The following is a 24,744-nucleotide window of genomic DNA, read 5'->3' as shown; positions in this document are numbered from 1 at the left end:
ATCAGACCGCGACCGCCGCTCGCCCGGTGAAGAGCCCCGCCCGTTCCGCCGCATGCGCCCGCAGCCCGTGCACCGGGCCGAACAGCAGCTCGTCGGACGACGCCCGCTTGAAGTACAGCTGGATGTCGTGCTCCCAGGTGAAGCCGATCCCGCCGTGCAGCTGGACCGCGTCGGACGCCGCGCTGCGCAGCGCTTCCAGTCCCTGGGCGAGCGCGAGGCCGCCGGCCGCCGGGTCCCAGGCCGCGTAGTAGGCGGCCGACCTGGCCGCCTGCACCTGTACGTAGAGCCCGGCCAGGCGGTGCTTCACGGCCTGGAAGGAGCCGATGGGGCGCCCGAACTGCTCGCGTGTGCCGACGTGTTCGACCGTCCGCTCCAGCGCGCGGTCGGCCGCGCCGACCGCTTCGGCGGCCAGCACGGCGGCCGCCGCGCACCCGGTACGGGCCAGCGCGCCCGGCACATCGGCCGTACCGCTCCCCCCGTCACCGTCACCGTCACCGTCACCGTCACCGTCGCCATCCGTCGCGCCGAGCAACTCGGCCTCCGTGTCGCGCAGTTCGATACGGGCCTGCGGCCGGGTCGCGTCCAGCGCGGTCTGCCGTACGCGGGAGATCCCGGCCGCGTCGGCGCGTACGAGGAAGAGCAGCGTGCGGCTCCGCGCGAACCCCCCGGTGTGCGCGGCCACCAGCAGCACGCCCGCGCTGTGGCCGTCGAGCACCTGGTCGGCCTGGCCGTACAGCCGCCACCCCGCGCCGGTGGGCCGGGCCTGGACGCCGCCGGCCCGGCCGCCGCCCGCCCAGTCGCCGGAGTTGTCGCCGAGCAGTCCGAGCGCGGGCCCGAGGGGCGCGGCCAGGGTGGCGGTCAGCTCCCCGCGGGCGATGGCGGGGAGCAGTTCCGTGCGCTGGGCCTCCGTGCCGAGTGCGGTGATCAGCGGTGCGGCCAGCGCGGCCGTCGCGAACAGCGGGGACGGCAGCAGCGCCCGGCCGGTCTCCTCGCAGGCCAGCACCAGCTCGGCGGGGCCGCAGCCCACACCCCCGTACTCCGCGGGGATCGCGAGGCCGGGCAGCCCGAGCTGCTCGGCGAGGGTGCGCCAGAGTTCCTGGTCGTATCCGGCCCGGGTGGCCGCTGCGGCTCTGACCGCGTCCGGGCCGCAGCGTTTGGTCAGCAGTTCGCGCAGGGTACGGCGGATCTCGTCCTGCTCCGCTGTGAAGGCGGCATCCATGGGCGGGCCCCTCTCCTGATCTGACGGCGCGTCATAGTAAAGCGCGCGGATCCAGATGCACAGAGCCGGTACGGGAGACGTCCGACGCCATTGCCCGGCACCGGATCTGATGTACCGTCAGATTCATGTCATCCTCTGTCATATCTGCCCGGCCGCGGCGGCGGGTCGCCGTCGCCGGTGTCGCCCTGTCGGACTGCGGCAAGGTCGACGACGCCACTCCGTACGCCCTGCACGCCCAGGCCGCGCGCCGCGCGCTCGCCGACTCGGGGCTCGGCCGCGAGGTGATCGATGGCTTCGGCTCGGCCGGCCTCGGCACTCTCGCCCCGGTGGAGGTCGCCGAATATCTGGGCCTGAAACCCACCTGGGTGGACTCCACCTCCGTCGGCGGGTCCACCTGGGAGGTGATGGCCGCGCATGCGGCGGACGCCATCGCCGCGGGCCACGCCAACGCGGTGCTGCTGGTGTACGGCTCCACGGCCCGCGCCGACATCAAGGCCCGGCGCCGCACGTCGAACCTGTCCTTCGGCGCGCGCGGCCCGCTCCAGTTCGAGGTGCCGTACGGCCACTCGCTGATCGCCAAGTACGCGATGGCCGCCCGCCGTCATATGCACGAGTACGGCACGACGCTGGAACAGCTCGCGTCGGTGGCGGTCCAGGCACGGGCGAACGCGGCCCACAACCCGGACGCCCTGTACCGCGATCCGGTCACCGTGGACGAGGTACTGGGCGGGCCGATGATCGCGGACCCGTTCACCAAGCTGCACTGCTGCATCCGCAGCGACGGGGGCTGTGCGGTGCTGCTGGTGGCGGAGGAGTACGTACCGGACTGCGCGAAGGCGCCCGTGTGGGTCCTGGGCACCGGGGAGCATGTCTCGCACACGACGATGTCGGAGTGGGACGACTTCACGGTCTCCCCTGCGGCGGTCAGCGGCCGGCTGGCCTTCGAGCGCGCGGGGGTCAGCCCGGCGGAGATCGACATCGCCGAGATCTATGACGCGTTCACCTATATGACGCTGGTGACGCTGGAGGACCTGGGGTTCTGCGCGAAGGGCGAGGGCGGCGCGTTCGTGGAGAAGGGCCGGCTGCTGCGCGACGGCGAACTCCCGGTCAACACCGACGGCGGCGGCCTGTCCGCCTGCCACCCGGGGATGCGCGGCCTCTTCCTGCTGGTCGAGGCGGTACGACAACTACGCGGCGAGGCGGGCACCGGCCGCCAGGTCCACAAGACGGGCGGCCGGCTGCCGGAACTGGCGGTGGCATCGGGGACGGGCGGCTGGTTCTGCTCGTCGGGGACGGTGGTGCTGGGGCGGGGGTAAGAGCCGAGGAGGGACTGCGGTCCACGACTGGCCCACGGCCGGTCCCGGCGCCCGCCGACGCGTTTCACACCATGGGGTGAACACCACGGGAGGCCCGCATGCAGGGTTAACGCTTGCATTAACTTGCGCGCTAGGTCTCAATGGGAAGTGATCCTCGTGGCCGAGGTGGCGGCGTGGTTCAGCGAGCTGATCAAACTGGACAGCACAAGCGCAGATCAGGTGGAGGATGCCATCGATACGTTGGCATCCGTGGGCCCCACACTCGGTCGGCCACTGGTCGACCGGATCAAGGGCTCCGAGCAGCACCATCTGAAGGAGCTGCGGCCCGGATCCACGGGGAGCAGCGAGGTGCGCATCCTGTTCGCTTTCGATCCGGTACGCCGTGCCGTGCTGCTCGTCGCGGGTGACAAGGCCGGCAACTGGCGTGGTTGGTACGACACCAATGTCCCGATCGCCGAGAAGCGCTATTCCGCACACCTCGCGGCACTGGAATCAAGGGAGTACGAATGAGCACCGTCAGGTGGGAAGACCTCAAGCGCCGCACGCACGAGGAGCGTGTGGCGGCAGGGCTGCCGGTGCGCTCCCCGGAGGAGAAGCAGGCGGCCATGGACCAGCTCCTTGCCGAGGTGCGGGCCTACCGGCTCGCCGAGATCCGCGCGGAGCAGGACCTGACCCAGCGCGAGGTCGCCTCCAGCATGGGCGTCTCAGCCCCCCGGGTGTCCGCCATCGAGAACGGTGCGGTCGACCGGACGGAGATCGCCACCATGCGGTCCTATGTCCAGGCCCTGGGCGGGCGGCTCCGCGTGGTCGCGGACTTCGGCGACACCGAGTACACCGTGGCGTAAGAGTGGTCGCGCCGGGATGGCCGGGGGCGTATCCGTCAGCGGCTCTCCGCGACCGCCACGCGGCCCGACCGCAGCGATGTCCGGCCGCTCGCCGGGCCCGCGAAGGTGTGCGTGAGGGTGAGGAGGTCCTCGTCCGACACCACGCGCAGGCCGTACTCCCCGAGCAGTGCGGCCATCCGCTGCGGCTTCCACAGGGAGCGCCACGGTTCGCCCGCCGTGAGGGAGTTGCCGAGTACGCGTGTCAGCAGCCGGCCCGCCGCCGCTTTCGCCGATGGTGCCTGGTAGTTGACGATGAGCGTGCTGCCCGGGGCCGTCCGGGCGGTGAGCGCGGCCACCGTGGCGCGTACCTGGTCGCGTGTGAGGTACGGGACGACGCCCTCCCACAGCCATGTCGTCGGCACCGCGGGGTCGTGCCCTGCGGTGTCCAGCACCGCGCCGAGGTCGTCGACGGCGAAGTCGACCGGCGTGAACCGTACGGACCGGGCCAGGGTCGGCAGCCCGGCGGGGCCGGCAGGTCCGGCCGATTCTCCGGGTCCGCCAGGTGCGCCAGGTCCGGCCGAGTCGTCCTCCCCCCGGCCCCCGGCCGCCCGCGCGGCGTCGGCGATGCGGGCGCGCTTGTCCTGCTGGGAGGCCGGATGGTCGGCCTCCCAGACATCCGTCCGCGAGAGTTCGGGCAGACGCCACGCGCGCGTGTCCAGACCGGCGCCGAGGATGACGAGCTGGCCGGTCACGCGGGCGCGCAGCGCCTCGTCGATCGCGACCGTCCGTGGTACGACCACGTCGGCGCACGCCCGCACACTCTCGTACGTGGTGCGCGCCCGCCAGCCCTGCGGCGGAGTGCCCGCGCGCACCTCGTCCACCGGCGCACGCTCCGCGGCGCTCAGCAGCCTGGCCGCCACCGGATCCGCGAACCGGTCGGCAGCGGTTCTGCCGTCCGCCGCTGCCCGCCCCTGGCAGACCAGCACGGCCGTCCTGCTGGCATCACGTGCGCTTTCACCCATGAAGCCGTATTCAACACCAGCGCCGCCCTCCCCCGGCCCGCTGCCGTGTCATACGTCGACCTGCTCGAAGATGTGCGGGTACGACACGATGTCGTCGGGGAACTCGGCGGCCATCCGCTGGAACTCCGGGCTGCCGAACGCCGTGGCGAGAGCCTCGGTCGACTCCCAGACCGCGACGTTCATCAGGAGTTGGCTGCCCGCCGTTCCCTTGTGCATCTGCAGGGAGACGAACCCCGGCTGAGCCTTCATGAACTCCGCCTGCCTCCGGAAGAGGGGCAGGAACGCTTCAGTGCTCTCCTTGGGAACGAAGAAGGTGTTGGCCAGGACGATGGGCCCGGTCTTCTCCTTGAACTGCGCGAACATCGGCGTGATCGGGTCCAGGCTCTCCAGCTTCGCCATCTTCGGTACTCCCTCTCGCTATCGGTGGTCCCACGGCGCCGGAATCGGCCACCGCCGTACTCGCTATCCGAGGACAGTTCCATCGTCCCGGCGTCGGCGGGCCGTGGAATCAGCCGTAGTTCCTGTCCGATGCGCGTCTACGGTCGCACCGGGCGAAGCCGTGTCATACGCGGGGATGACACCGGACCCTGAGGGCGCGGGCGAGCGGCCGACACGGGCGGAGGCGTGCATGATGGCCTGGTAGGCAGTGATCGGCTCGGGCGGATCGAGCTCGCTTCCATCGTCACCCGGTGGTGCCCCGCGGAGAAGGACACCCGAAGACTCCAGCGAGTACGGACGCCTCGTGGCGTCCGCGCTGGCGACTACGACAGACCGAGCCGACTGCCCGCCCCTGACAGACCAGCACCCAGCCCTGGCTGGCGCATGCACGGCCAACACAGTTGTCTCCGTCGGCCCGGCCAGTGCCGGACCAACGGAGACGGACGGACCGATATCAGAGTTCGTCGAGGAGGGCCGTGACCGAGCCGTCCTCGAAGATCTCCCTTATCGCGTGGGCGACGACGGGCGCAATGGAGAGGACCGTCACCTTGTCCTCGCCGGCCTCTGCGGCGGTCGGCAAGGTGTCAGTGAGTACGAAACGGCTTACCTTCGAGTTTTTCATGCGCCCGATGGCGGGCCCGGAAAGGATGCCGTGAGTGGCTGCGACAATGACGTCCTCCGCCCCGTTCTCGAACAGCGCTTCAGCTGCAGCGCAGATCGTTCCCGCGGTGTCGACCATGTCGTCCACCAGGATGCACACCCTGCCCTGAACATCTCCGACGACCTCATGAACGCTGACCTGGTTGGCTATTTCCTTGTCCCGCTTCTTATGGACGATAGCCAGCGGCGCACCGAGCCGATCACACCACCGGTCCGCCACGCGGACACGTCCGGCGTCAGGGGAGACTATGGTCAGTTTGGCGCGGTCGGTGAGTGCGGAAATGTGGTCTGCGAGGATCGGCAGGGCGAAGAGGTGATCGACCGGCCCCCCGAAGAATCCCACGATTTGATCGGTGTGGAGATCTACCGTGACGATTCGATCCGCACCAGCAGCCGTCAGCAGGTCGGCGAGCAAGCGCGCCGATATGGGCTCGCGCCCCTTGTGCTTCTTGTCCTGCCGTGCATACCCATAGAAGGGTGCGACGACGGTGATACTCCGGGCCGAGGCGCGCTTCAGGGCATCGATCATGATCAACTGTTCCATGATCCATTTATTGATCGGCGCCGTATGCGATTGAATGACGAAGCAGTCCGCGCCTCGTACCGATTCCTCGAAGCGAATGTAGATCTCGCCGTTGGCGAAATCATACGCCTTCGTGGGAACCAGCTCGGTACCGAGTTCGCGTGCGATGCGCTCGGCGAATTCGGGATGGGCACGTCCCGAGAAGAGCAGCATTTTGGCATCGAAGTTCACGGTGTTGGCCATCACTGGTCGAGGAACGTGTAGTCGGTGTAGCCGCGGTGGTCGCCACCGTAGAACGTCGCCTCGTCCGCCACGTTGAAAGGGGATCCGGCTTTGATCCGGGCGGGGAGGTCCGGGTTGGCCAGGAACAGGGCACCCAGGGAGACCGCGTCGGTCAGGCCGCCCTCCAGCACGGTTCGCGCCGTCTCGGCCGACGCGGGGAAGGAATCCGGTGTCATGTGCGGGTTGAGAATGAGGTTACCCCCCCACGCCTGGCGGATGGTGCGCGTGACAGGGCGGGTGACGATCTCGCACACCTCGAGGAACGCGAGCTCGGGAAGTGCTGGGACCAGTGCCCCGTAGATGCCCTCGGAGTCGCCCTCGGCGATGTCGTTGTAGGGGTTGGCCGGGGAAAGGCGCATGCTGGTGCGTTCGTTGCCGATGGCAGTGACCACCGCCTCTGTGACTTCCAGAGTGAAGCGGATCCTGTTGGTGATCGGACCGCCGTAGGCGTCCGTACGGTGATTGGTGTTCTCGGCAAGGAACTGGTGCAGAAGGAAGCCATTGCCTGCGTGGATTTCCACGCCGTCGAAGCCTGCTTCGATGGCGTTCCGGGCTGCCAGAGCGAAGTCAGCGACCGTCTCCGCAATCTCGTCCGTGGTGAGTTCTCGGGGGGCTGAGTAGTCGGCCAGGCCGTTGGGCGTGAAGCACTGACCTGCCGCCGTGACGGCAGAGGGAGCAACCGACTGGTGGGCGCCCGCGTAGAGCGAGGGGTGACCGATTCGGCCGGCGTGCATGAGCTGCGCAACGATGCTGCCACCCGCCGCGTGCACAGCATCGGTGACGCCGCGCCACGAATTCACCTGCTCGGGATGGTGCAGCCCTGGCGTGTTCAGAAACCCCTGCCCCACTGCGGAGGGCTGTATTCCTTCGGTGATGATGAGCCCGGCGGAAGCACGCTGGGCGTAGTACTGGGCCATCAACTCGGTCGCACCGCCGCACGGCTTGGCGCGGTTCCGAGTCATCGGCGCCATCACCAGCCTGTTCTTCAGCGGGATCTTGCCGAACTGGGCAGAGTCGAAAAGGGAAGTCATCGAATCATCTTTCTGAGGAGAGGCCACAGGCGAGCCGTGATGAGGGTGAAGGACCGAGACGTGGTGGATCGGCTACTCAGGAATGGGAGGTCTGGCACCTTGCATAGGCCGCAGCCATACGGCCTCCAACCTCGGCGGTGGATATGAGGACCGCCATGTTGGCCTGCGCGGTACGGCCTCCCGTGGCCCGGTCCACCGCATGCATCAGGTACTTCGTCAGCCCTTGCCCCGATACGCCGTCCTGCTCGGCCTGGGCCAGGGCATTGGTAATCGCCGTCTCGGCCTCAGCAGAGTCGACAGCGTCTTCAGGCCGCGGCGGGGCGGTCACGACGACACCACCGGGGTGTCCTGCAGCCCAGTGAGTGGCAACGGCCTTGGCGATGACGTCCTCATCGTCGATCCGGTGAGGCGACTTGATGCCGCTTGAAGCACAGTAGAAGGCCGGAAAGTCGTCCGAGCCGTAGGAGATCACCGGGACGCACTGGGTTTCCAGGTACTCCATGGTCAAACCCAGATCGAGGATCATTTTCGCGCCGGCGCACACGACGGCGACCTTCGATCTGGTGAGCTGGATGAGGTCTGACGAAATGTCCATGCTGTTCTGGGCGCCCCGGTGCACCCCGCCCAGGCCGGCGGAGGCGAAAAAGGGGATGCCGGCCAACTCGGCGGCCACCACGGAGGATGCCACTGTGGTGGCGCCCAGGCCGCCAGTGGCCAGGATGACGGGCAGGTCACGGCTGGAGACCTTGGGGATGCCCGGCGTCGAGGCGAAACGCTCGATGTCCTGGTCATTCATCCCGACTCGGATCGCGCCGTCCTGGATGCACAGAGTGGCAGGCACAGAGCCTCCCTTGCGGACAGCGGACTCGACCTGGTGCGCGGTCTCTGCGTTGTGCGGGTATGGGAGGCCGTGGGTGATGACGTTCGACTCCAGGGCCACGACCGCACGCTGCTCATGCAGGGCTTCGCGTACTTCTTCGCTGTAGACGATCGGGATGGACGTGCTCACGCGGTTCCTTCTGTCGGTATGGGGTTGGTGTAGTTCGGCCGCTTCCACAGCAAGTGGGGCTTGTCTTCTATCTCGGGGATATGCACACGCTTCTCCCAGAGAGACGGTTCGACAGATTCGACGGCAATCGACAGTGAGGATGCTTCGCAGGCGAAGACTCTGGTCATCGTTTCCGTCAGCGAACGGATCAGGTCTTGTTTCTCTGCTTCGGTGAATGAGCGGGGCCAGTGCTTGATATTGACGTGCGGCACTGCGACCTCCCTGAGTTGAGGTAAGACGTGATGGCAGGGGCAGCGTCTCGGGGCAAGACGGAACGTGCACAGGCTCGATCCGCGCGCGCGAGGAGTGCAGATGCTTGTTACCGGCCCATGACGGAGTGGACGGCGGAGATTAGCTCTCCGAGACCGCGCTCTTTCAGCACTCCGTAGTGGTCGCCGCGCAGGTCGATCACGGTGGGCTCTGCGGCCGAATAGCCCGCACTTCCCTCGACGAATGAATAGTCGTCACCTTGGGCCTTCAGGATAGCGACAGGTGCCTGAACTTGACGCTCCCTCAGCTCTTGGAAGCTGTACTCGAATTCGTATGTACGGGCGACGATCCTGGCGATCCGGCGGATCGTTTCTGCATCCAACTCGGGGAGTATTTCACGGATGAAGGAGACGAATGAAGCTTCATCCTTGGCCCTTTTGAGGCATTCCTGCAGTTCAGGCCCCTGGATCGCGCCGGCGAATACGGAGAAGAGAATCGTTACGTAAGCGGGGTTGCCGTAAGAGGACTCACGTCCCCACTCCTCACCGCTCTCCGCCCGCACCTGCGGGTTTCCCGGGCAGATGAGTAGTAGGTTGTCGACCTTCTCGCCGAACTGCTCCAGCTGCCAGGCCGCTTCGAAAGCGACACGTGCACCAAATGAATAGCCCCACAGGGTGTAGGGGCCGGAGGGCTGGACACGCCGGATTTCGGAGACGTCGGCCATGGCCATTTCCTGGATCGTGCCGAAGGGCACTTCACCGGGGTTGACTCCGTGAGCCTGGATGCCTCGGAACGGGCGCCCCAGTTCTGCGCCCCGCGCCAACAGGCGGAGGTTCATGGGGGAACCACCCAGACCGGGCCAGCAGAAGACGGGGCTGCCCGTGCCGCCGTCGTACAAGGGGACAAGGCGTGAGGCCCGGTGAGAGGCACCGTTGTCAATCAGAGTCGCGAGGTCGGCCAGCTTTGGTGTCTCGAAGATGCTCTGGAGCGGGAGCGTCATACCGAACTCGCGTCGGACCTTGTTGATGAGGGCCACCGCGTGCAGGGAGTTGCCACCGGAAGCGAAGAATTCATCCTGCGTCGAGACCTCGTCGTAGGAGAGCATCCGCTCCCACTCCGCTGTCAGCCAGCGTTCGGTGGGCGTCTCAGGGGCCACATAAGGCGCTGACATGCGCGCGGCCACCACTTCAGGAAGGTTCGCTGTGGCCTTGACATCGATCTTCCCGTTAGCCGTCAGGGGCAGGTCGTTCACCACCAGGACGCGGGCCGGGACCATGTAGTCCGGCAGGAACCGGGCGAGGTCGTCCCTGATCATCTCGGCCGGCCCCTTGGTGTGCACGGCGTCCTCGTTCATGCCTTCGTGATCGCTCTGCCCGGCGCTGATGGGACCGCCGATGAAGAAGTAGGAGGCAGGGGCGACGGGCAGGGCAGCGGAGCCGAGCAGATCGTCCAGACGCTGTGCGGTCGGGAGGGGGTTTCCGGTCTTTGAGGAGTAACCGGAGGACATCAGCCCTATGCCCGGGTGGCGCTGGAGGTGGTGCAGTCTGGCGCCGAGGACGATGTGGTGCAGCCACTGCTCCGAGGCGCGGGACACGGCGCTGATACCGAACGATGATCGGTCATAGACACCCTGGTTGATGGCAATGACGTGCTGCTTCTCCACGACCCCGGTACTGACCGGCTCGAGGGCGCCGTCGCAGTGGCGGTACAGGCCGGGAGCCAGGCCGTCGAAGATGTCGCTGTGCGGCTGCACGAATATCTCGACGTGATCAGGCAGGGGCCGGTCGTGGTTCTCCGTGATGGCGAAGGTTCCCAGGTAGTGGTCATCTTCGTGGACGTCCAGCCGGTCCTTCACGGACGGGTCGAATCCGGCCGGCTCGATCGTCAGGCCGTGGGCGGGCAGTATCGCCTCGTAAGAGCCGACCATGTGGCCGGCCTCGAACTCCAGCACTTCAAGGATGTTGTTCTTGTATACGGGCTCGATGGCTCGTCGCTTGCCCAGGAAATGGACGTGAAGGCGTCCCTGCGGACGATTGGCTGCCGCGTCCCCCACACGCACCAGGGTGTGCTCGATGGGGTGGTGGTAGTACACGCCCGACAGACCGAACAAGCCGTCGATTTCGAGGTACAGCTGCGTTGCGTACAGGGCGCCGGGAGACGCGTAATTGTACTTGGGGAGCAGGCGCTCGTCGCTCCGGAAGGGGCCGAACCAGCGGAGGATCTCGCCCAGCTCTCCCAGTGCAAGTTCCGTGAGGGGCTGGGAGTGCGTGAACGTCTGTACCGGAGCCAATAGTTCGAGCAGGCCACCCAACGCCAGAGGTTCGCCCTCGTAAGTCCGGTAGGTCTTACGTGCGAACGCCGCCCGGCGCTGCTCAGGTGTCGCCGTCTCACCGGGAAGCGCTACAGCAGGACGCTCGGCAAGCTGCTGTGCGTTGCGCAGGCCAGGGTTGGACAGCTGGGCTTTGACCTGCACCTTCGATGCCTTGGACTGGTGGTGGGCGGCATCGGCGCGCCCCTGGTCCATCACCGCAGCGGTGCGTTCGTTCAGCTCTATGGCGGCCACCAGGGCCTTTCCGCCGGTCCGGGGGTCGTCGGTGACGAGCGAGGCGGCCCGCCTCACCCAGGTGTGCATCTCGATGCGAGAGGCCACCTCTTCCAGCTCGATCCGGTATCCGCGGAGCTTGACCTGGTTGTCCACACGGCCGCTGAACTGGATGGTGCCATCGGGGTTCCACTGGCACAGGTCGCCTGTGCGGTACAGCCGCTCCGTCGGGTTGAACGGTGAGGCGATGAAACGCTGTGCTGTCTGTTCAGACAACCCGATGTATCCGCGGGCGACCTGGATCCCTCCGATGAACAGCTCACCGATCTCTCCGATATCGACCGGTTGCCTGTTGTCGTCGAGGATGTAGCACGTCACGTTGTCGGCGGGCACGCCGACAGGGACGATCCCGGTGTCACCGTCGTCCAGGGAGGCCGGATCGATCCAGTGTGAAGTGGCGTTGATCGCCGTTTCCGTGGGCCCGTACAGGTTGACCACTGACAGATGGGGCAGCGCCGCGAACAGATCTCTGGCCAGGACCTGAGTGAGAGCCTCTCCACCGGAGAAGACCCGGGTCAGCGAGGAGCAGGAATCGAAGAGGTCCGTGTCGACGAGGGCTCGCAGCAGGGTCGGCACCCCCTGGAGGGCGGTCACCCGGTGCTCGCGAATCGTCGCGACGATGGCCTCGGGGTCCCGGAAGATGCCGGGGTTTCCCATGACGACCCGGGCACCGGCCGCGGGGGCGAGGAGCTCCCACTGCGCGGCGTCGAAGCTCATGGGTGTCTTCTGGAGGATCGACACCTCCGGGCCGAGATGCCCACAGTTCATCAGCCACTGCATCTGGGAAACAATGCTGCACTGTTCGATCATCACGCCCTTGGGCTTACCGGTGCTGCCCGAGGTGTAAATGACATAGGCAAGGTGATGGCCGGCTGAGCCGGGCAAGGGGGCGGCTGGGCCGCGGGCGTCGTTTTCGGTCAGCACGGTGGTTCCCGCGGGGGCCAGGCGCAGGACTCTTTCCCGCAGATGCTCTTGGGTCACGATCACCTGGATTCCCGAGTCCTCGACCATGTACCTCAGGCGGTCTTCGGGATATTCGGGCGAGAGTGGGAGGTAGGCGGCGCCTGCGGTGAGAATGCCCCACACACCCGTCATCAACTCCACGGAGGGCTCCGTGTACAGGCCGACGCACGTATCGGGGGTGACTCCCAGGCGGACCAGGTGGGAGGCGAGCAAGCCCGCTGCGTCGGTCAGTTCCTTGAAGGTGAGTTGACCGCCTGTGTGAGTCACGGCGATGGCCTCGGGCCGCAAAAGGGCCTGCCGGCTGAGAAGGGTGTGTAGCGAAGCGCGTGCCGAAGCCCGCTGAGGAAATCCAGTGGTTGGTGCGAACGTGCTCATAACGGTGTTGCCCCCCTGGTAAAGAATTGAACGGTGCTCAGGTCGTGACACGCTCGGCGTCGGATGCCGGAGTTGATGTCTTCTCCTGTGTCTTCGAGCGTGGCTGTGCGATCACCACCGCTCCGATGACGGCGATCGCGCCCACGAGCTGCAGTGGACGCAGGGTCTGGTCGAGGAAGAGGTAACCGAGAACTGTCGCGCACAGCGGTGAGGCGAACGACAGGAATGAGGCCGCCAGTGCGGGCAGGCGTGCAAGGCCGTTGAACCACACGACGTAGGCGATCAACGCACCGATGATGCTCAGGTACGCGAAGCCTCCGAGGTTTTCCCAGGACAGGTGAGTCGGCAGTGGCTCGGTGGCGAGCATGACCGGCAGCAGCGCGAGTCCGCCCACCGTCAGTTGCCAGCCGGTGAAGGTCAGCAGGGACACACCTTCGGGCCTGCCCCATCGTTTGGTCAGGACGATGCCGCAGCCCATGGACAGGGCACCGAGGATTCCCGCCAGCACGCCGATGCCGTCGAGTCCAGCGTGCGGCTGGAGAACCAGCAGCGCCACCCCCACGGCAGCGAGCACACAGGAACCGACATGGACCGGCTTGATCTTGTCCTTGAGTAGGAGAGAACCCAGCAGAAGCACGATCATAGGCTGGATCGACATGACCAGAGCGGCGACCCCGCCCGGCAGGTGGTAGGCAGCCAAGAAGAGGCAGTAGAAGAAGGCGCCAATATTCAGGACGCCGAGAACCACTGCCCGGCCCCACCAGATTCCCCGGGGCAGCACACGAGTCGCCAGGAGCAGGATCAGCCCGGCAGGAAGTGCGCGCACCGTGGAGGCGAGCAACGGGCGGTCGGGGGGCAGGAACTCGGTGGTGATCAGGTAGGTCGAGCCCCACACCGCAGGAGCAAGGGCGGTCATGGCGGACGTCGTTGCCAGGCGGTGGCTGGTCACTTCTTGGCTCCGGAATCCGTGGTGCCGAAGAACCGGTCGCCGAAGTCACCGATCCCCGGGACCATGAAGGCGTGCTCATTCAGCCGCTCTTCGATGGCGCTGGTGACAATCCGCACGCGCGGCCTTTCCGTCGCGACGCGTCGCAGTCCTTCCGGGGACGACAGGAAATTGACCATGATGATGCGGTCCTCGGCAACGCCCGACTCCCGCAGGACGTCGATGGCCGCGAGCGCGGACCCGGCGGTGGCCAACATCGGTTCCAGCAGCAGCACGTGCCGTTCGGCGATGTCATCCGGCAGGTGCTTGTAGTACAGCCGCGGCAGCTTGGTCTCTTTGTCACGCTGGATGAGGATCTTGCCGACGCGGATACCGGGGTGCACGTCGCGCAGCTCGCCCTCCATGGCCTCACCGGCACGGATGACGGGCACCGCACAGAGCTTCGAAGCGAACTCCAGCCCGTGGAAGGTCGTGCCGAGGGGTGTGATGACTTCCTTCTTGGTGAAGGGAAGGAGGTCCATCCCCGCTTCCAGCAGAAGGCGGATGACGCGCCGGGCGTAGAACACGAAGTCCTCGCGCGAACAGTCCTTGTCCCGGATCACCGTATGCATCGCACGCAGCTGATCGGTTTGTGGCAGTAGGTAAACGTTGTGGCCTGTGGTCACGGGAAACTCTCCTGAAAACGGGAAATCGCTGAAGAGCGGAGCCTGGGTGGGGCGCCCGGAAACAGGCGCCCCACCCAGCTGCGAGGTCAGCCGATCTCGTCGAAGGCGCGGCGCGCCTCCGCGATGAAGACCGCGACCTTCTCGCGGTCCTTGCGTCCGTCCGGGCCCTCGAGACCCGTGTGAGCGTCAACGGCCGCGGGCTTCACCGCGCGGATCGCCGCACCGACGTTCTCCGGGTTCAGGCCGCCGGCCATCATGAGGGGCTTCGGGGAACGGCGGACCAGCTCTGCCGACACGCTCCAGTCGTGGGTGAGGCCGGTGGCTCCCTTGGCTCCGGTCTTCGGGTCGAACGTGTCGGTGATGTACATGTCGACGTAGGGGTGGGTGTCGTCGACCAGCTTCAGCAGCTCGTCGATGTTGCCCTCCCTGACCACCAGGGACTTCAGGACGAAGAGGTCCGGGCGCAGGGACTTCAGCTTCTTGAGCTGCTCGGTTGCCACGTCTCCATGGAGCTGGACCGCGATGACGCCCAGCTCGTCGCAGAACTGGCTGACTTCCTCAGCCTCGGTCAGGTAGCTGATGAGGACACCGGCATGCGGTGCCTGGAGCCCCTTGATGATGGACGTGGCGTCCTGTTCGGCGATGTCGTCCTTCCCGGAGGGCAGGCGCAGCGCGAAGCCGATCCAGTCCGCTCCCTCTCCGATAACCATGTCGGCCTCGGCGGCGTCGATGATGCCGGCGACCTGGACGAGCTTGTTCACGGTGGTCATGAAAACGTTCCCCTGTTATTGGTTGGTGCGCTTGCCTACGGAGACCCAACGGCGCATGTCGGTCTCCGTAAGGTTCTGATGGGTTCTGGATCAGATGGTTCGTACGGGATCTGTGGCCGTGCCTGACCATGGCCTTCTCAGGGCACAGTGACGAGCGGGGTGAGCGCGGTTGCCGCTGATCAGCGGCCGTAGACCTCGCTGAAACAGGTCAGGGCGCGATCCCGCCGGCCCGGGTGCACACGCTCCTCGGCCGGGTAGCCCAACGGCATGATCAGGGCGATGTGCAGGTCATCGCGGCCGGCAATGCCGATCGCCGCTTTGACTGCCTCCTCGTCCCACCCGTTCATGGGGCTGGTGGCCAAGCCCGCGCCCGCGGCCGCGATCATGAGAAACGACGCGACGATCATCGCGTCCTTGACGGCGTACTCACGCGCCAGCCCCCGAGCCTGGAGATCTTCCTGGAAGAGCCGCGCGTTCTCGGGCGAAGCAGCTGCGAACTGCTCCGTCCAGGCCCCGCTGCTACGAGCCTCCTCCCAGATGTCCCCACGCTCTTCCCCGGCGGCTGCGGACTCCGCCACGAAAACCAGCATCACCGGCGCCTCTCGAGGGTGCGGTTGCCCCCCAGTGGCTTCCGTGAGCGCCTTCAGCCTCCGCCCATCGGTAACCGTAACGATCGAACGAGCCTGGAGATTGAAGCTCGACGGCGCCTCCAGGGCCAGATCCGTCACCTCGTGGAGGAGAGAGGCAGGTACCGGGTCCGGCCGGTAGTGCCGCACGCTTCGGCGTGCACGGATGACATCCGCTACGGCGGAAGGAGCTGCCACTGCGATACCCACGAGGTAAACCTTTCGTGATGGAACTATCTGACGTCGAGAAGCTACGCCTGGGACTATGCTGGCGTCAAACAATTAGCGGAATTAACTAAAAGGACAGGTGGCAGACACCATGCGCGACTCGGTCGACCACTTCCTGGACCAGTGGACCGCCCAGCGGTCCGACCTGGACCTTGAGGCCATGGGTGCGGTAGCACGGCTCCTGCGGCTCTCACGGCTCGTGAACACTCAAGTCGGGCGATACTTCGCCGAACACGCCATGGAGACCTGGGAGTTCGACGTACTCGCCACACTCCGCCGCAGCGGCCGGCCCCTCACCCCCAAAGAGCTCGCCACCAGCGTCATGATCAGCTCCGCCGCACTCACCAACCGGGTGGACCGCCTGGATGCCAGCGGCTATGTCACGCGCCAAGCCGTCCCCAACGACCGGCGCAGCCTCCACATCACACTCACCGACAAAGGGCGCGAGCTCATCGACAAGACGGTCGAAGGACATGTCCGCAACCAACGGAAGATCATCTCCAGCCTCAGCGACGACGACTGCGACGAACTCAACCGGGTTCTACGGACCCTGCTGGTCTCCCTCGGAGACACACGTTGACCCCTGACGCACACTACGAAGGCCGGTACGCCAGAGGCCGGTGTCGCCGTTCAGGCCAACAGCTTTCTAGCGCGGCAACCCTGGAAAGCGACGAAGAGTGGGAGATACGCGAGTATCACGCGTGAGTGGACGTGCCCTTGGGCGATGCGTGTGCAGAAGAGGGCAAGCGGACACCCTCACTGCCGCACACCGAGCGTTTTCCGCTCCAAGGCGATGTGGCAGAACATCGAACACGACCTACCAGAACTGCCCCATCCGACCCACGCAACAGCCACACCCCCCCAAGCCCGCCGTCACCACCGGCCCCCCAACACCTTCCCAGCAGCAGCGTGGGTCCGACCACAACACCCCCGTGCCTGTGGTCGGACCCACGCTGCGGCGAACGGGTCGGCGCCCAACCCGCCTTCCCCCGCGGGGTGCTGGGATCTGGCCGACCCGAACCACGCCTGCCCATCTGGGCTAACAGAAGAACATCTCCCCGTTCATTTCCGCTGACGCCCATGAGACCCTAGGGACGCCTCAATGCACTGTCAACTAAGATGAACGGCCGTACGACGCCCGGCTCCGACCGGCACGGAGGAGGGGATACGGATGCCGACACTGTCCGAAAAACTCAACACGCTCTTCACCACGGTATGCAAGGAGGGCCGGGAGTACACGTACGAAGAAGTGGCGCGCGGTTGCAGCGAGTTGACGGGTGGGACCTTCTCCAAGACGTATGCCTGGCAGCTGCGCACCGGTCAGCGGGACAACCCGACCAAGCGCCATTTAGAGGCTCTCGCCGCTTTCTTCCGGGTCCCGGTGGCCTACTTCTTCGACGACGACACCGCCGAACGCGTCGACTCCCAGCTGGCCGTGGCCACCGCCATGCGCAATGCGGAGGTCCGTGACATCGCCCTGCGCGCGATGAGTCTGGACGACGCGGGCCGCAAATCCCTGGCCCGCATCATCCACGAGGTCAGCATCCTGCATGCCGCACGGCCCGCCGACGACCCCCGGCATCACGAGCCGCCCGACGACGAGGAGTAGGGGGCCCGGTGTTCCACCCTTGGCGACGCCACGCCGACGAAGGCGGCATACCGAGAGAGAAGCGTGCCATCGGCGCCCTGCGCCGCGGCTGCCGGCGGCGCCTGGAGACCCTGGCACTGCCGCGCTCGTACGATCTGCGTCTGCTCTGCGAGCACGTGGGCAGGGCACGCGGCCGGGCCATCCGTCTCGTGCCGATGCACCTGGACGCGACGGGCCCGTGCGGCGTCGTACTGTCCCTGCCGGGCGCCGACTACGTCGTGTACGAGATGCAGACCAGCCGCCACCACCAAGAGCACATCATCGCCCACGAACTGGCCCATCTGATCTGCGGACACCGCACCGCCACCCGGGCACACGCCACCACGTCCGGCGACGCGGCCGCCCTGCTCTTCCCCGATCTGGACCCCGCTCTCGTACGCGACCTGCTGTACCGGGAGCACTACTCGGATGTGCAGGAGCAAGAGGCCGAGGTCATGGCCTTCCTGATCGGCACTCGGCTGCGGGCCACCGGCACCTCCACCGGGCGGGCCCCCGCACCCGACAGCACCCTGGGCCGCATACAGAGTTCGCTCGACTGGCGACGACGGGACGACACATGACCAACCCCTGGTACCTGGTGGGCTCGTTGGCCTGCTGGGTCGCTTTCGCCTGCACGCTGCTGCCGCTGCTGCGCGGCTACCGCCGCGACCCGGCGGTCATCGCCCTGTGCGCCGCCTTCGGGAGCCAGGCGATGTATCTGCTGCTCTCGGTGCCCAAGTCCTGGACGGGCACTCTCTTCGGCACGGTCACCTGGTACAACGTCTCGGTCCAGATGTGGATGATCGCCACCCTGGCCTGCCAGCAGGTGCTGCTCGTCCACTGGACACACCCGATCGCCCGCGCCCGGACTGTCGCCCTGCGCCGCATGCTCGTCCTGGCGTGTGTGCCGACGGCGATGGCCGTGCTGTTCCTCTGCGCCACCCTCCAGGGCTCCCCGCACAACTCGTTCATCGACCGGCCCGGGTACCGCCCGTCCGACCAGCCCTTCTTCGTCGCGTACCAGGTCGTCTACCTCCTCACGCTGGCCACCGGGAAAGCGCTGGTGGCCCGCGCCTGCTGGGCGTTCGCCCGGCAGAGCGAGCTGTACGTACGCCAGAACGGGCTGTACGGGCAGCAGCACGAGGGCATCTGGCTGCGGCGCGGCCTGCGGACCGCCGCCGCGGGCGCCGTCGTCGAACTCCTCTACCCGCTGGGCCGGTTCGCGGACATCTTCCTTGCCTCGCACGGCTGGAACTCCGCGCAGTGGGCGGTGGTCTCCCGGAGCGCCCTGACGGTGGGCATGGTCCTCAACATCGTCGGCTGGACGGCCCCCCTGTGGGGCACGCGCGCCTCGGCCGCACTCGCCTGGTGCCGCGCCTACCGCGACTACCGCAGGCTGCGGCCCCTGTGGTGCGCACTGCACCGCGCCTACCCGCGCATCCTGCTCCAGCCGCCTTTCGCCCACGACATCGCCGCCGTACGCGATCTCCGCTTCCATCTGCACCGCAGGGTGATCGAGATCAGGGACGGCTATCTGGCGCTTGAGGGCACGTCCAGGGCGGCGGAAGATCTCCGCGACGGGCGGCGCGTGGACCTGGAGGCCGCCTGGATCGCGAGGGCCCTGGCGGCGGATCCCGCCGGGGAGACCGGTTCCCCGGCGGGAACGGAGACCCGGTCCACGCGAGCGGACGCATGGCCTTCCGGCGCACCCGATGGAGCGAGGCCGGCACCGGACGCGGGCACCATCCAGGACTTCTCCGCCGACGTGGCATGGCTGACGGAGGTCTCGCGCGCGTACGCCCGCGCGCACAGCTGACGTTGACATTGACGTTGACATTGACGCCGACACCGACGCCGACGCACAGCTGACCGGAGCAGGCGGCCCGGACCGGCCGCTCAGGCCGCGAAGGGCACAGGCGCCAGGCCCTGGCCCGCGCCCGGGACCACGAACAGATTGCCGGCGAGGGGTTCGACGTCGCCCAGGTCGCGCCGCGCCGAGGTGACGTACAGATCGGTCAGGTCAGGCCCGCCGAACGCGCAGGACGAGGTGAGCGACACCGGGAAGGAGATCTCCTGGTCGAGGCGCCCGTCCGAGGTGTACCTGCGGACCGCGCCGCCCCGGAACAGCGCCACCCACACCGCGCCGTCGGCGTCCACGCACAGGCCGTCCGGTGCCCCGGCCGTATCGGCGACCTCGACGAACACACGCCGCCCGGTGGCTCGCCCGGCGCTCATGTCGTAGTCGAAGACGTCGATGCGACCGGTGCGGGTGTCCACGAAGTACATCCGGGTGCCGTCCGGGCTCCAGCCGATGCCATTGCTCAGCTGTACGCCGTCGGCCGCCACGTCCAGCGTCCCGTCCGGGGACACCCGGGACAGCCACCCCGGGGCCGACTCGCCCGCGATGGTCCCGGCCCACAGGCGTCCCGCCGCGTCGATCCCGGTGTCGTTGCCCCGTACGCCCCGGTCCGACCAGTCCACCAGCCACCGCAAGGAGGTGTCGTCCGCCTCGGTGACGGCGATCCCGTCGCGCAGGCTGAGCACGAGGCCGCCTCCCGCGCGGGGGCGTGCCGCCGCCACCGGCTGGTCGAACGTCCACGTCGCGACGGGTCCACGGGCGGGATCGAAGCGGTGGACGGTACAGGCGTTCATGTCGACCCAGAGCAGAGTGCCGTCCACGGCATCCCACGCGGGGCACTCGGCGAACGACGCGCGCGCGGCCAGCGCGACCTGAGGGGTGGGCATGGAGGCTCCTTACGGGACGACGCAATGGCGGAAGTGCACGGACGGGGATCGATCGCCCCCGGGCCCGCTTCGGTCAGAGGTGCGGCCCGGTGTCCGGCCCTGCATGCGGTCCGGTGTCCGGCCCGGTGTGCGGCGCTGTCCGGTCCGCCGAGCGCGTGGGCCGCGGCCGTTCGGCCAGCGCGGCATCCACAGCGTCGAGCACGATGTCGGCACCGCCGTCCAGGACGTCGACGACCGGAAGCCCCAGACCTCCCAGCGCGCGTACGTTCTCCCGGCCCCGGGTGACGACGGCGACCACAGGGGCCCCGCCGAGCTCCTCCAGCAGGGGTATCTCCCGCTCCGGGGCCGCCACCGGCAGGTGTTCCCAGTGGTAGCGCGTCCGGCGGCGCGGATCGTGCACGAAGACGACGGCGTCGGGCCGGGAGCCCTGGAGTATCGAGGTGGCCAGGCCGCCGAAGGCGGGATGGAGGACGGACGCCTGGCCCTTGGTGATGAGCAGGTCGTGGTGCGGGTCGGCGGTCAGGACGAGGTGCTCGACCAGGCCGGCCGCCTGGAACACCGGGGCGCGGTCGATGATCGCCCCCGTCGTGCAGCCGACGAGCTGGCAGGTCTGCCCTGTGCCCACGTATCCGGTGTTCACCCCGCGCGCCCGTGCGGCGCGTTGGAGTTCGAGGGCGGCCGTGCGCTTGCCCACGACGCAGTCGCTGCCCGCGACGTGCACCACGGATGCCCGGGTCCTGGCCGACCGGCCCGAGTACTTGGGCAGATGGGGGTGGGGGCGCCGGATGTCGACGATCCGGCGGCCGTCCGCCATCAGCTCCCGCAGCTCCGTGCCGGCGAGCTGGAGGTGCAGGCAGGACAAGATGTGCAGACCGGCCCCGGCCGCCGCGCGCAGCTGGTCCCACCAGAAGGCGGGCAGATCGCCGGAGGGCAGCGGTACGTGCCGGAAGGCGCCGTCCGCCGTCTCTCCGTGGTCGGACTCGGTCATCGCGACGACAAACACGTCCGGGGCGTAGGCCAGCGCCTGTTCGACGCTCGACACGACCGGAACGTCCGTCCCTGGCACGGCGCCCGCAGTGGTCCGTGCCCCGTGGGAGCGGTCGACGACGGCGACCGTCTCCAGCACCGTGCTGTGCCGCAGCACCCCTTGCGCGGTCTTTCCCTCGGGGTGGGCGAGGACCCCGTCCGCGAACAGCACCGCCCGCAGGGGCAGCCGTGAGAACTCTTCCGACAGCATGGGGCCCGAGGCTACCGGCCGGTCCGGCAGAAGCCGGAGGAGGGGCCGGACCATGGGGCCGAGGAAGGGCCGGACCGCAGCGATGCGTCCCGGCCCCAGCCTCAAACCCAGCCCCGGCCCAGCTGGAACGGGCCTCCCCCGCTCAGCCCTTCATCCCCGAGAACGCGATGCCCTGGATGAACTGCCGCTGCATCGCCACGAACACCACGATCACCGGCAGCGTCGCGAGCAAGGACCCCGCCATCAGCACCGGGTACTCGGTCAGATGCGCGCCCTGGAGCGAGGCCAGGCCCGCCGACAGCGGCATCTTCGCCGGGTCCGTGTTGACGATCAGGGGCCACATCAGGTCGTTCCACGACCACAGGAAGGTGAGCACGCCCAGCGCCAGCAGGCCCGGCCTGGCCAGGGGCAGGGCCACGCGCCAGAAGACCGTGAAGGGGTTGGCGCCGTCCAGCCGGGCCGCCTCCTCCAACTCCTCGGGCAGACCCATGAAGAACTGCCGCAGCAGGAACGTGCCGAAGGCCGAGAACATCCCCGGGATCACCAGCGCCTGCATCGAGTCCAGCCAGCCCAGGTCCTGCATGATCTGGTACTGCGGCAGCAGGAACAGCTGCCCCGGCACCATCAGCACCGCCAGGAAGCCCAGGAAGATCGCCCCGCGCCCGGGGAAGCGGATCCGCGCGAAGGCGTACGCCGCCATCGAGCACAGCAGCAGCTGGGCGCCGGTCCGCAGCAGTGCCATCACGGCCGTGTTCACGAACTGCCGCCCGAACGGCACCGCGTCGAAGACCGCCTTGTAGTTCGACCAGTCCCAGTGCGCGGGCAGGATCGTCGGCGGTACCTGTACGGATTCGCCGAAGCTCTTGAAGGAGGTCAGCACCTCCCACACCAGCGGGAAGACCGTGACCACCGCGCCCAGCGCGAGCAGGACGTGGGCGGGCCAGAGCCTGCCCTGACGGCTTCTGTTCTGGGCACGTACGGAGCGCCCGGTGTCCCGCGTCGCCTCACGCATAGTGGACCCACCTCTTCTGCAACCGGAACTGGACGGCGGTCAGCGCCATGATCAGGACGAACAGCACACAGACGATCGCCGCCCCGTAGCCGCGCTGGTTGTCGAAGAACGCCTTCTGGAAGAAGAGCATCACGACGGTCTGGCCCTCGCCGTAGGCCGGGTTCTGCAGTGCGTTCTGTGTGTTGCCGCCGATGATCAGATACACCAGGTCGAAGACCTGCAAGGACTGGATGATCGACAGCACGGTGGTGAAGAACAGCGTCGGGCTGAGCAGCGGCAGCGTGACCGAGAAGAACTGCCGGATCCGCCCGGCGCCGTCGAGCGACGCCGCCTCGTAGTAGTCGCCGGGGATGGACTGGAGACCGGCGAGCAGCAGGATCATGTTGTAGCCGACGGTCATCCACACACCGACGATCGCGACCGCGAAGCGGATCGTGTGCGGGTCCGACACCCAGTACGTGCCGTTGATGCCGATCGTGGACAGCGCGTGGTTGAGGATCCCGGCGTCGCCGTTGTAGAGCCAGCGCCAGACCACCGCGACCGCCGCCGGCATCGTGACCACCGGCAGGAAGTAGAACGTGCGGTAGATGCCGGTGCCCGTCAGGCCCTTCAGGTTGAGCAGCACCGCCAGCACCATCGACAGCGGGATCCCCAGCAGGACGAGCCCGGTGTAGATGCCGGTGTTGCCCAGCGACTGCCAGAACTCGGGGTCGTGCACAAGGGTCCGGTAGTTGGAGAGACCGATCCAGCTGGTCCCGCCGAACGCGCCCCACTCCGTGAAGCTGTAGTACACCGTCTGCACCACGGGCCACAGATAGAAGACCGCGAGGCCGAGCCCGGCCGGGGCGATCAGGGCGTACCCCCACCACTTGTCCCGGTGCTGGAAGCGGCGCTCACGTCGGCGCAGTTCCCGCTGGTCCAGGCGGTCCTGGGGGGTGCGTTCCGCCGGTACGGCGGTTTCCGCACGCACATCGATACTCATCAGGACCGGCCCTTTCTCTCCTGTGCGAGCAGCTGGTTCATCGCGTCGGTCAGGGAGCGGGTGGCGCCCTTGAGGCTCTCGTCCCCGCTCCACGCCTTGGCGAGCCACATCTGCTCCTTGTGCGACCAGGCGGCGCTGTTGGCGGAGCTGGGGAACGGCACCGAGTAGTCGAGCGCGTCCAGGTGGACCTGGAGGTCGAACTTCGGCATCCCGGCCGCCCACGGCTTGGCGGTGCCGTTACGGGCCGGGATGGCCGTGCCGTACTTGCCCTGGAGCAGCGACGCCTGCTCACTGCCGAGGAACTGGACGAACTCCTTGGCCAGCTCGGGGTGCGGAGTACGGGCGTAGACGACGTTGGCCAGACCGTGCAGGACGGTGGCACGGTGGCGCCCCCTGGGCATCGGCGCGACGTCGATCTTGGCGCGCAGCTCGGGGTCGGTGTAGAAGGTCGCCGCGTTGTACGACGCCTCGTAGGTCATGGCCAGCGTGCCGGACTGGAACATCTGGGTGGGGTCCGTGTCGGCCATCTGCTGGAGGGTCGGCGAGGCCCGGTAGCGGTGGATCAGGTCGATCCACAGCTGCAGGCCCTCGCGGGTGTGCTCGTCCGAGTAGCCGGAGCGCGTCTTGTCCTTGGAGATGACCCAGCCGCCGGCCTGCGGTATCGAGTTGTAGTAGTTCTCCTGTGCGCGGACCGGCGCCCCGACTCCGTAGATCCCGCGCTTGCGGTCGGTGAGCCGCTGGGCGTTGTTGATCAGGTCCTGCCAGGTCCAGGAGGAGTCCGGATAGTCGACCTTGGCCCGGTCGAAGATCTCCTTGTTGAACCACAGCGCGACCGTGTCGAAGTCCTTCGGGGCGCCGTACTGGGTGCCCTTCCAGCGGTAGAGCGAGATCAGGTCGGACGGGAAGTCGGCGGGGTGCAGTACGGCGTCGGACCCCGTGGTCTCCAGTGGCAGAAGCTGACCGGCATCGGCGTAGAGCCCGAAGTTCGGTCCGTTCATCCAGAAGACGTCAGGGGCCACGCCGCCGGTACACGCGGTGCGTAGTTTGGTCCAGTACGTCCCGTTCGGGGTGAGCTGGACATCGACTTTCACCCCCGGCCGGGTGCGCTCGAACTCCCGCGCCGCCCGTTGCATGGCGGGCACCTGGTAGATGTCCCAGACGCCGTAGGTGATGCGCCCGCGCCGGGAGCCGCCGCCCGAGGGCGCCGATGACGAGCCGGAACTACAGCCGGTCGCGAGCGGGGCCGCCGCTAGCGTGGCGGCGGCCGCTGTGAGGAGGGAACGTCTACGCACGCGGAACCTTCCTGGGGGTGGAGCTCCCGTCTCGCCACACGGGAGAGCCGTGGAGCCGACGGAGGTCGTCTCGTGGGGGACGTCGCCCCACAACCGGATGG

24 protein-coding genes are annotated in these 24,744 nt (G+C 67.7%); 7 read left to right on the top strand and 17 right to left on the bottom strand.

Features of this window, described 5'->3' with window-relative positions; genetic code table 11:
* Nucleotide 1: 1 nt before the first annotated feature.
* A complete protein-coding gene (locus OG510_RS22275) occupies nt 2-1,219 on the bottom strand; it encodes an acyl-CoA dehydrogenase family protein (protein WP_406139031.1) in 1,218 nt (405 codons plus the stop codon).
* 125 nt (nt 1,220-1,344) lie between these two features.
* On the opposite strand from OG510_RS22275, the gene OG510_RS22270 reads away from it, so the two are divergent.
* The 3 genes from OG510_RS22270 (at nt 1,345) to OG510_RS22260 (ending at nt 3,380) form a co-directional block, all read left to right on the top strand.
* Nucleotides 1,345-2,535, top strand: coding sequence for a thiolase C-terminal domain-containing protein (locus OG510_RS22270; RefSeq protein ID WP_406139030.1), 1,191 nt, complete (start codon nt 1,345-1,347; stop codon nt 2,533-2,535).
* Between the two features lie 147 nt (nt 2,536-2,682).
* Nucleotides 2,683-3,045, top strand: coding sequence for a type II toxin-antitoxin system RelE/ParE family toxin (locus tag OG510_RS22265; RefSeq protein ID WP_406139029.1), 363 nt, complete (start codon nt 2,683-2,685; stop codon nt 3,043-3,045).
* Nucleotides 3,042-3,380, top strand: coding sequence for an XRE family transcriptional regulator (locus OG510_RS22260; protein ID WP_406139027.1), 339 nt, complete (start codon nt 3,042-3,044; stop codon nt 3,378-3,380). The genes OG510_RS22265 and OG510_RS22260 overlap by 4 nt, the downstream gene beginning before the upstream one ends.
* 35 nt (nt 3,381-3,415) lie before the next feature.
* Here the strand turns inward: OG510_RS22260 and OG510_RS22255 are convergent, their stop codons facing one another.
* The 11 genes from OG510_RS22255 to OG510_RS22205 form a co-directional block, all read right to left on the bottom strand.
* Nucleotides 3,416-4,381, bottom strand: a complete 966-nt coding sequence (locus tag OG510_RS22255; RefSeq protein ID WP_406139025.1) for a class I SAM-dependent methyltransferase — start codon at nt 4,379-4,381, stop codon at nt 3,416-3,418.
* Between the two features lie 48 nt (nt 4,382-4,429).
* Nucleotides 4,430-4,780 carry an antibiotic biosynthesis monooxygenase family protein gene (locus OG510_RS22250; protein ID WP_406139024.1) on the bottom strand — a complete coding sequence of 117 codons (351 nt, stop codon included), beginning with the start codon at nt 4,778-4,780 and terminating at the stop codon, nt 4,430-4,432.
* A 493-nt stretch (nt 4,781-5,273) separates the two neighbouring features.
* Nucleotides 5,274-6,245 (bottom strand): ribose-phosphate diphosphokinase, encoded by a 972-nt coding sequence (locus tag OG510_RS22245; protein WP_406139023.1) that lies wholly within the window; start codon nt 6,243-6,245, stop codon nt 5,274-5,276.
* A complete protein-coding gene (locus tag OG510_RS22240) occupies nt 6,245-7,315 on the bottom strand; it encodes an alkene reductase (protein WP_406139021.1) in 1,071 nt (356 codons plus the stop codon). The genes OG510_RS22245 and OG510_RS22240 overlap by 1 nt, the downstream gene beginning before the upstream one ends.
* A 76-nt stretch (nt 7,316-7,391) precedes the next feature.
* Nucleotides 7,392-8,324, bottom strand: coding sequence for a pseudouridine-5'-phosphate glycosidase (locus tag OG510_RS22235; protein ID WP_406139020.1), 933 nt, complete (start codon nt 8,322-8,324; stop codon nt 7,392-7,394).
* The gene (locus tag OG510_RS22230; protein WP_406139019.1) at nt 8,321-8,575 is read right to left on the bottom strand and encodes a hypothetical protein; all 255 of its coding nucleotides are present in this window, start codon (nt 8,573-8,575) and stop codon (nt 8,321-8,323) included. The genes OG510_RS22235 and OG510_RS22230 overlap by 4 nt, the downstream gene beginning before the upstream one ends.
* 107 nt (nt 8,576-8,682) lie before the next feature.
* Entirely contained in the window at nt 8,683-12,513 is a 3,831-nt protein-coding gene (locus OG510_RS22225; protein ID WP_406139018.1) for an amino acid adenylation domain-containing protein, read from the bottom strand.
* 37 nt (nt 12,514-12,550) lie between these two features.
* Complete coding sequence (locus OG510_RS22220; protein ID WP_406139016.1) at nt 12,551-13,462, bottom strand: EamA family transporter; 912 nt, start codon at nt 13,460-13,462, stop codon at nt 12,551-12,553.
* Nucleotides 13,459-14,124, bottom strand: a complete 666-nt coding sequence (upp, locus tag OG510_RS22215) for a uracil phosphoribosyltransferase (RefSeq protein ID WP_406139015.1) — start codon at nt 14,122-14,124, stop codon at nt 13,459-13,461. The genes OG510_RS22220 and upp overlap by 4 nt, the downstream gene beginning before the upstream one ends.
* Before the next feature lie 86 nt (nt 14,125-14,210).
* Nucleotides 14,211-14,894, bottom strand: coding sequence for a phosphoribosylanthranilate isomerase (locus OG510_RS22210; protein ID WP_406139014.1), 684 nt, complete (start codon nt 14,892-14,894; stop codon nt 14,211-14,213).
* Between the two features lie 179 nt (nt 14,895-15,073).
* Nucleotides 15,074-15,718 (bottom strand): nitroreductase family protein, encoded by a 645-nt coding sequence (locus OG510_RS22205; protein WP_406142483.1) that lies wholly within the window; start codon nt 15,716-15,718, stop codon nt 15,074-15,076.
* A gap of 109 nt (nt 15,719-15,827) precedes the next feature.
* Here OG510_RS22205 and OG510_RS22200 point away from each other — a divergent pair, with 109 nt between their 5' ends.
* The 4 genes from OG510_RS22200 (at nt 15,828) to OG510_RS22185 (ending at nt 19,191) form a co-directional block, all read left to right on the top strand.
* Nucleotides 15,828-16,328 carry a MarR family winged helix-turn-helix transcriptional regulator gene (locus tag OG510_RS22200; protein ID WP_406139013.1) on the top strand — a complete coding sequence of 167 codons (501 nt, stop codon included), beginning with the start codon at nt 15,828-15,830 and terminating at the stop codon, nt 16,326-16,328.
* A gap of 591 nt (nt 16,329-16,919) precedes the next feature.
* Complete coding sequence (locus OG510_RS22195) at nt 16,920-17,357, top strand: XRE family transcriptional regulator (RefSeq protein WP_406139012.1); 438 nt, start codon at nt 16,920-16,922, stop codon at nt 17,355-17,357.
* A gap of 8 nt (nt 17,358-17,365) precedes the next feature.
* Nucleotides 17,366-17,956 (top strand): toxin, encoded by a 591-nt coding sequence (locus tag OG510_RS22190; protein ID WP_406139011.1) that lies wholly within the window; start codon nt 17,366-17,368, stop codon nt 17,954-17,956.
* Complete coding sequence (locus tag OG510_RS22185) at nt 17,953-19,191, top strand: MAB_1171c family putative transporter (RefSeq protein WP_406139009.1); 1,239 nt, start codon at nt 17,953-17,955, stop codon at nt 19,189-19,191. The genes OG510_RS22190 and OG510_RS22185 overlap by 4 nt, the downstream gene beginning before the upstream one ends.
* An 80-nt stretch (nt 19,192-19,271) precedes the next feature.
* Here OG510_RS22185 and OG510_RS22180 read toward each other — a convergent pair whose 3' ends face one another.
* The 5 genes from OG510_RS22180 to OG510_RS22160 all read right to left on the bottom strand — a co-directional run bounded on the left by OG510_RS22180 (nt 19,272) and on the right by OG510_RS22160 (nt 24,643).
* On the bottom strand, nt 19,272-20,120 hold the full coding sequence (locus OG510_RS22180) for an SMP-30/gluconolactonase/LRE family protein (RefSeq protein WP_406139008.1): 849 nt from the start codon (nt 20,118-20,120) through the stop codon (nt 19,272-19,274).
* Between the two features lie 73 nt (nt 20,121-20,193).
* Nucleotides 20,194-21,357 carry a DUF1611 domain-containing protein gene (locus OG510_RS22175; protein ID WP_406139006.1) on the bottom strand — a complete coding sequence of 388 codons (1,164 nt, stop codon included), beginning with the start codon at nt 21,355-21,357 and terminating at the stop codon, nt 20,194-20,196.
* A 142-nt stretch (nt 21,358-21,499) separates the two neighbouring features.
* Nucleotides 21,500-22,369: a carbohydrate ABC transporter permease gene (locus OG510_RS22170; protein WP_406139004.1), complete on the bottom strand. Its 870-nt coding sequence runs from the start codon at nt 22,367-22,369 to the stop codon at nt 21,500-21,502.
* Nucleotides 22,362-23,351 carry a carbohydrate ABC transporter permease gene (locus OG510_RS22165; RefSeq protein WP_406139003.1) on the bottom strand — a complete coding sequence of 330 codons (990 nt, stop codon included), beginning with the start codon at nt 23,349-23,351 and terminating at the stop codon, nt 22,362-22,364. Before OG510_RS22165 ends, OG510_RS22170 begins: the two co-directional genes overlap by 8 nt.
* Nucleotides 23,351-24,643: an ABC transporter substrate-binding protein gene (locus tag OG510_RS22160; RefSeq protein ID WP_406139002.1), complete on the bottom strand. Its 1,293-nt coding sequence runs from the start codon at nt 24,641-24,643 to the stop codon at nt 23,351-23,353. The genes OG510_RS22165 and OG510_RS22160 overlap by 1 nt, the downstream gene beginning before the upstream one ends.
* Nucleotides 24,644-24,744 lie beyond the last annotated feature (101 nt).

Source organism: Streptomyces sp. NBC_01089 (assembly GCF_045162975.1).
Taxonomy (GTDB): domain Bacteria; phylum Actinomycetota; class Actinomycetes; order Streptomycetales; family Streptomycetaceae; genus Streptomyces.
Note: the sequence above shows the minus strand (reverse complement) of the source record. Positions and strands in the feature narration are given on the sequence as shown.

Excerpts from the sequence above, each read along its gene's own strand:
- OG510_RS22275 (WP_406139031.1), bottom strand. The coding sequence starts at position 1,219 with ATGGATGCCGCCTTCACAGCGGAGCAGGACGAGATCCGCCGTACCCTG.
- OG510_RS22270 (WP_406139030.1), top strand. The coding sequence starts at position 1,345 with ATGTCATCCTCTGTCATATCTGCCCGGCCGCGGCGGCGGGTCGCCGTC.
- OG510_RS22260 (WP_406139027.1), top strand. The coding sequence starts at position 3,042 with ATGAGCACCGTCAGGTGGGAAGACCTCAAGCGCCGCACGCACGAGGAG.
- OG510_RS22255 (WP_406139025.1), bottom strand. The coding sequence starts at position 4,381 with ATGGGTGAAAGCGCACGTGATGCCAGCAGGACGGCCGTGCTGGTCTGC.
- OG510_RS22250 (WP_406139024.1), bottom strand. The coding sequence starts at position 4,780 with ATGGCGAAGCTGGAGAGCCTGGACCCGATCACGCCGATGTTCGCGCAG.
- OG510_RS22245 (WP_406139023.1), bottom strand. The coding sequence starts at position 6,245 with ATGGCCAACACCGTGAACTTCGATGCCAAAATGCTGCTCTTCTCGGGA.
- OG510_RS22240 (WP_406139021.1), bottom strand. The coding sequence starts at position 7,315 with ATGACTTCCCTTTTCGACTCTGCCCAGTTCGGCAAGATCCCGCTGAAG.
- OG510_RS22225 (WP_406139018.1), bottom strand. The coding sequence starts at position 12,513 with ATGAGCACGTTCGCACCAACCACTGGATTTCCTCAGCGGGCTTCGGCA.
- OG510_RS22210 (WP_406139014.1), bottom strand. The coding sequence starts at position 14,894 with ATGACCACCGTGAACAAGCTCGTCCAGGTCGCCGGCATCATCGACGCC.
- OG510_RS22195 (WP_406139012.1), top strand. The coding sequence starts at position 16,920 with ATGCCGACACTGTCCGAAAAACTCAACACGCTCTTCACCACGGTATGC.
- OG510_RS22185 (WP_406139009.1), top strand. The coding sequence starts at position 17,953 with ATGACCAACCCCTGGTACCTGGTGGGCTCGTTGGCCTGCTGGGTCGCT.
- OG510_RS22180 (WP_406139008.1), bottom strand. The coding sequence starts at position 20,120 with ATGCCCACCCCTCAGGTCGCGCTGGCCGCGCGCGCGTCGTTCGCCGAG.
- OG510_RS22175 (WP_406139006.1), bottom strand. The coding sequence starts at position 21,357 with ATGCTGTCGGAAGAGTTCTCACGGCTGCCCCTGCGGGCGGTGCTGTTC.
- OG510_RS22170 (WP_406139004.1), bottom strand. The coding sequence starts at position 22,369 with ATGCGTGAGGCGACGCGGGACACCGGGCGCTCCGTACGTGCCCAGAAC.
- OG510_RS22165 (WP_406139003.1), bottom strand. The coding sequence starts at position 23,351 with ATGAGTATCGATGTGCGTGCGGAAACCGCCGTACCGGCGGAACGCACC.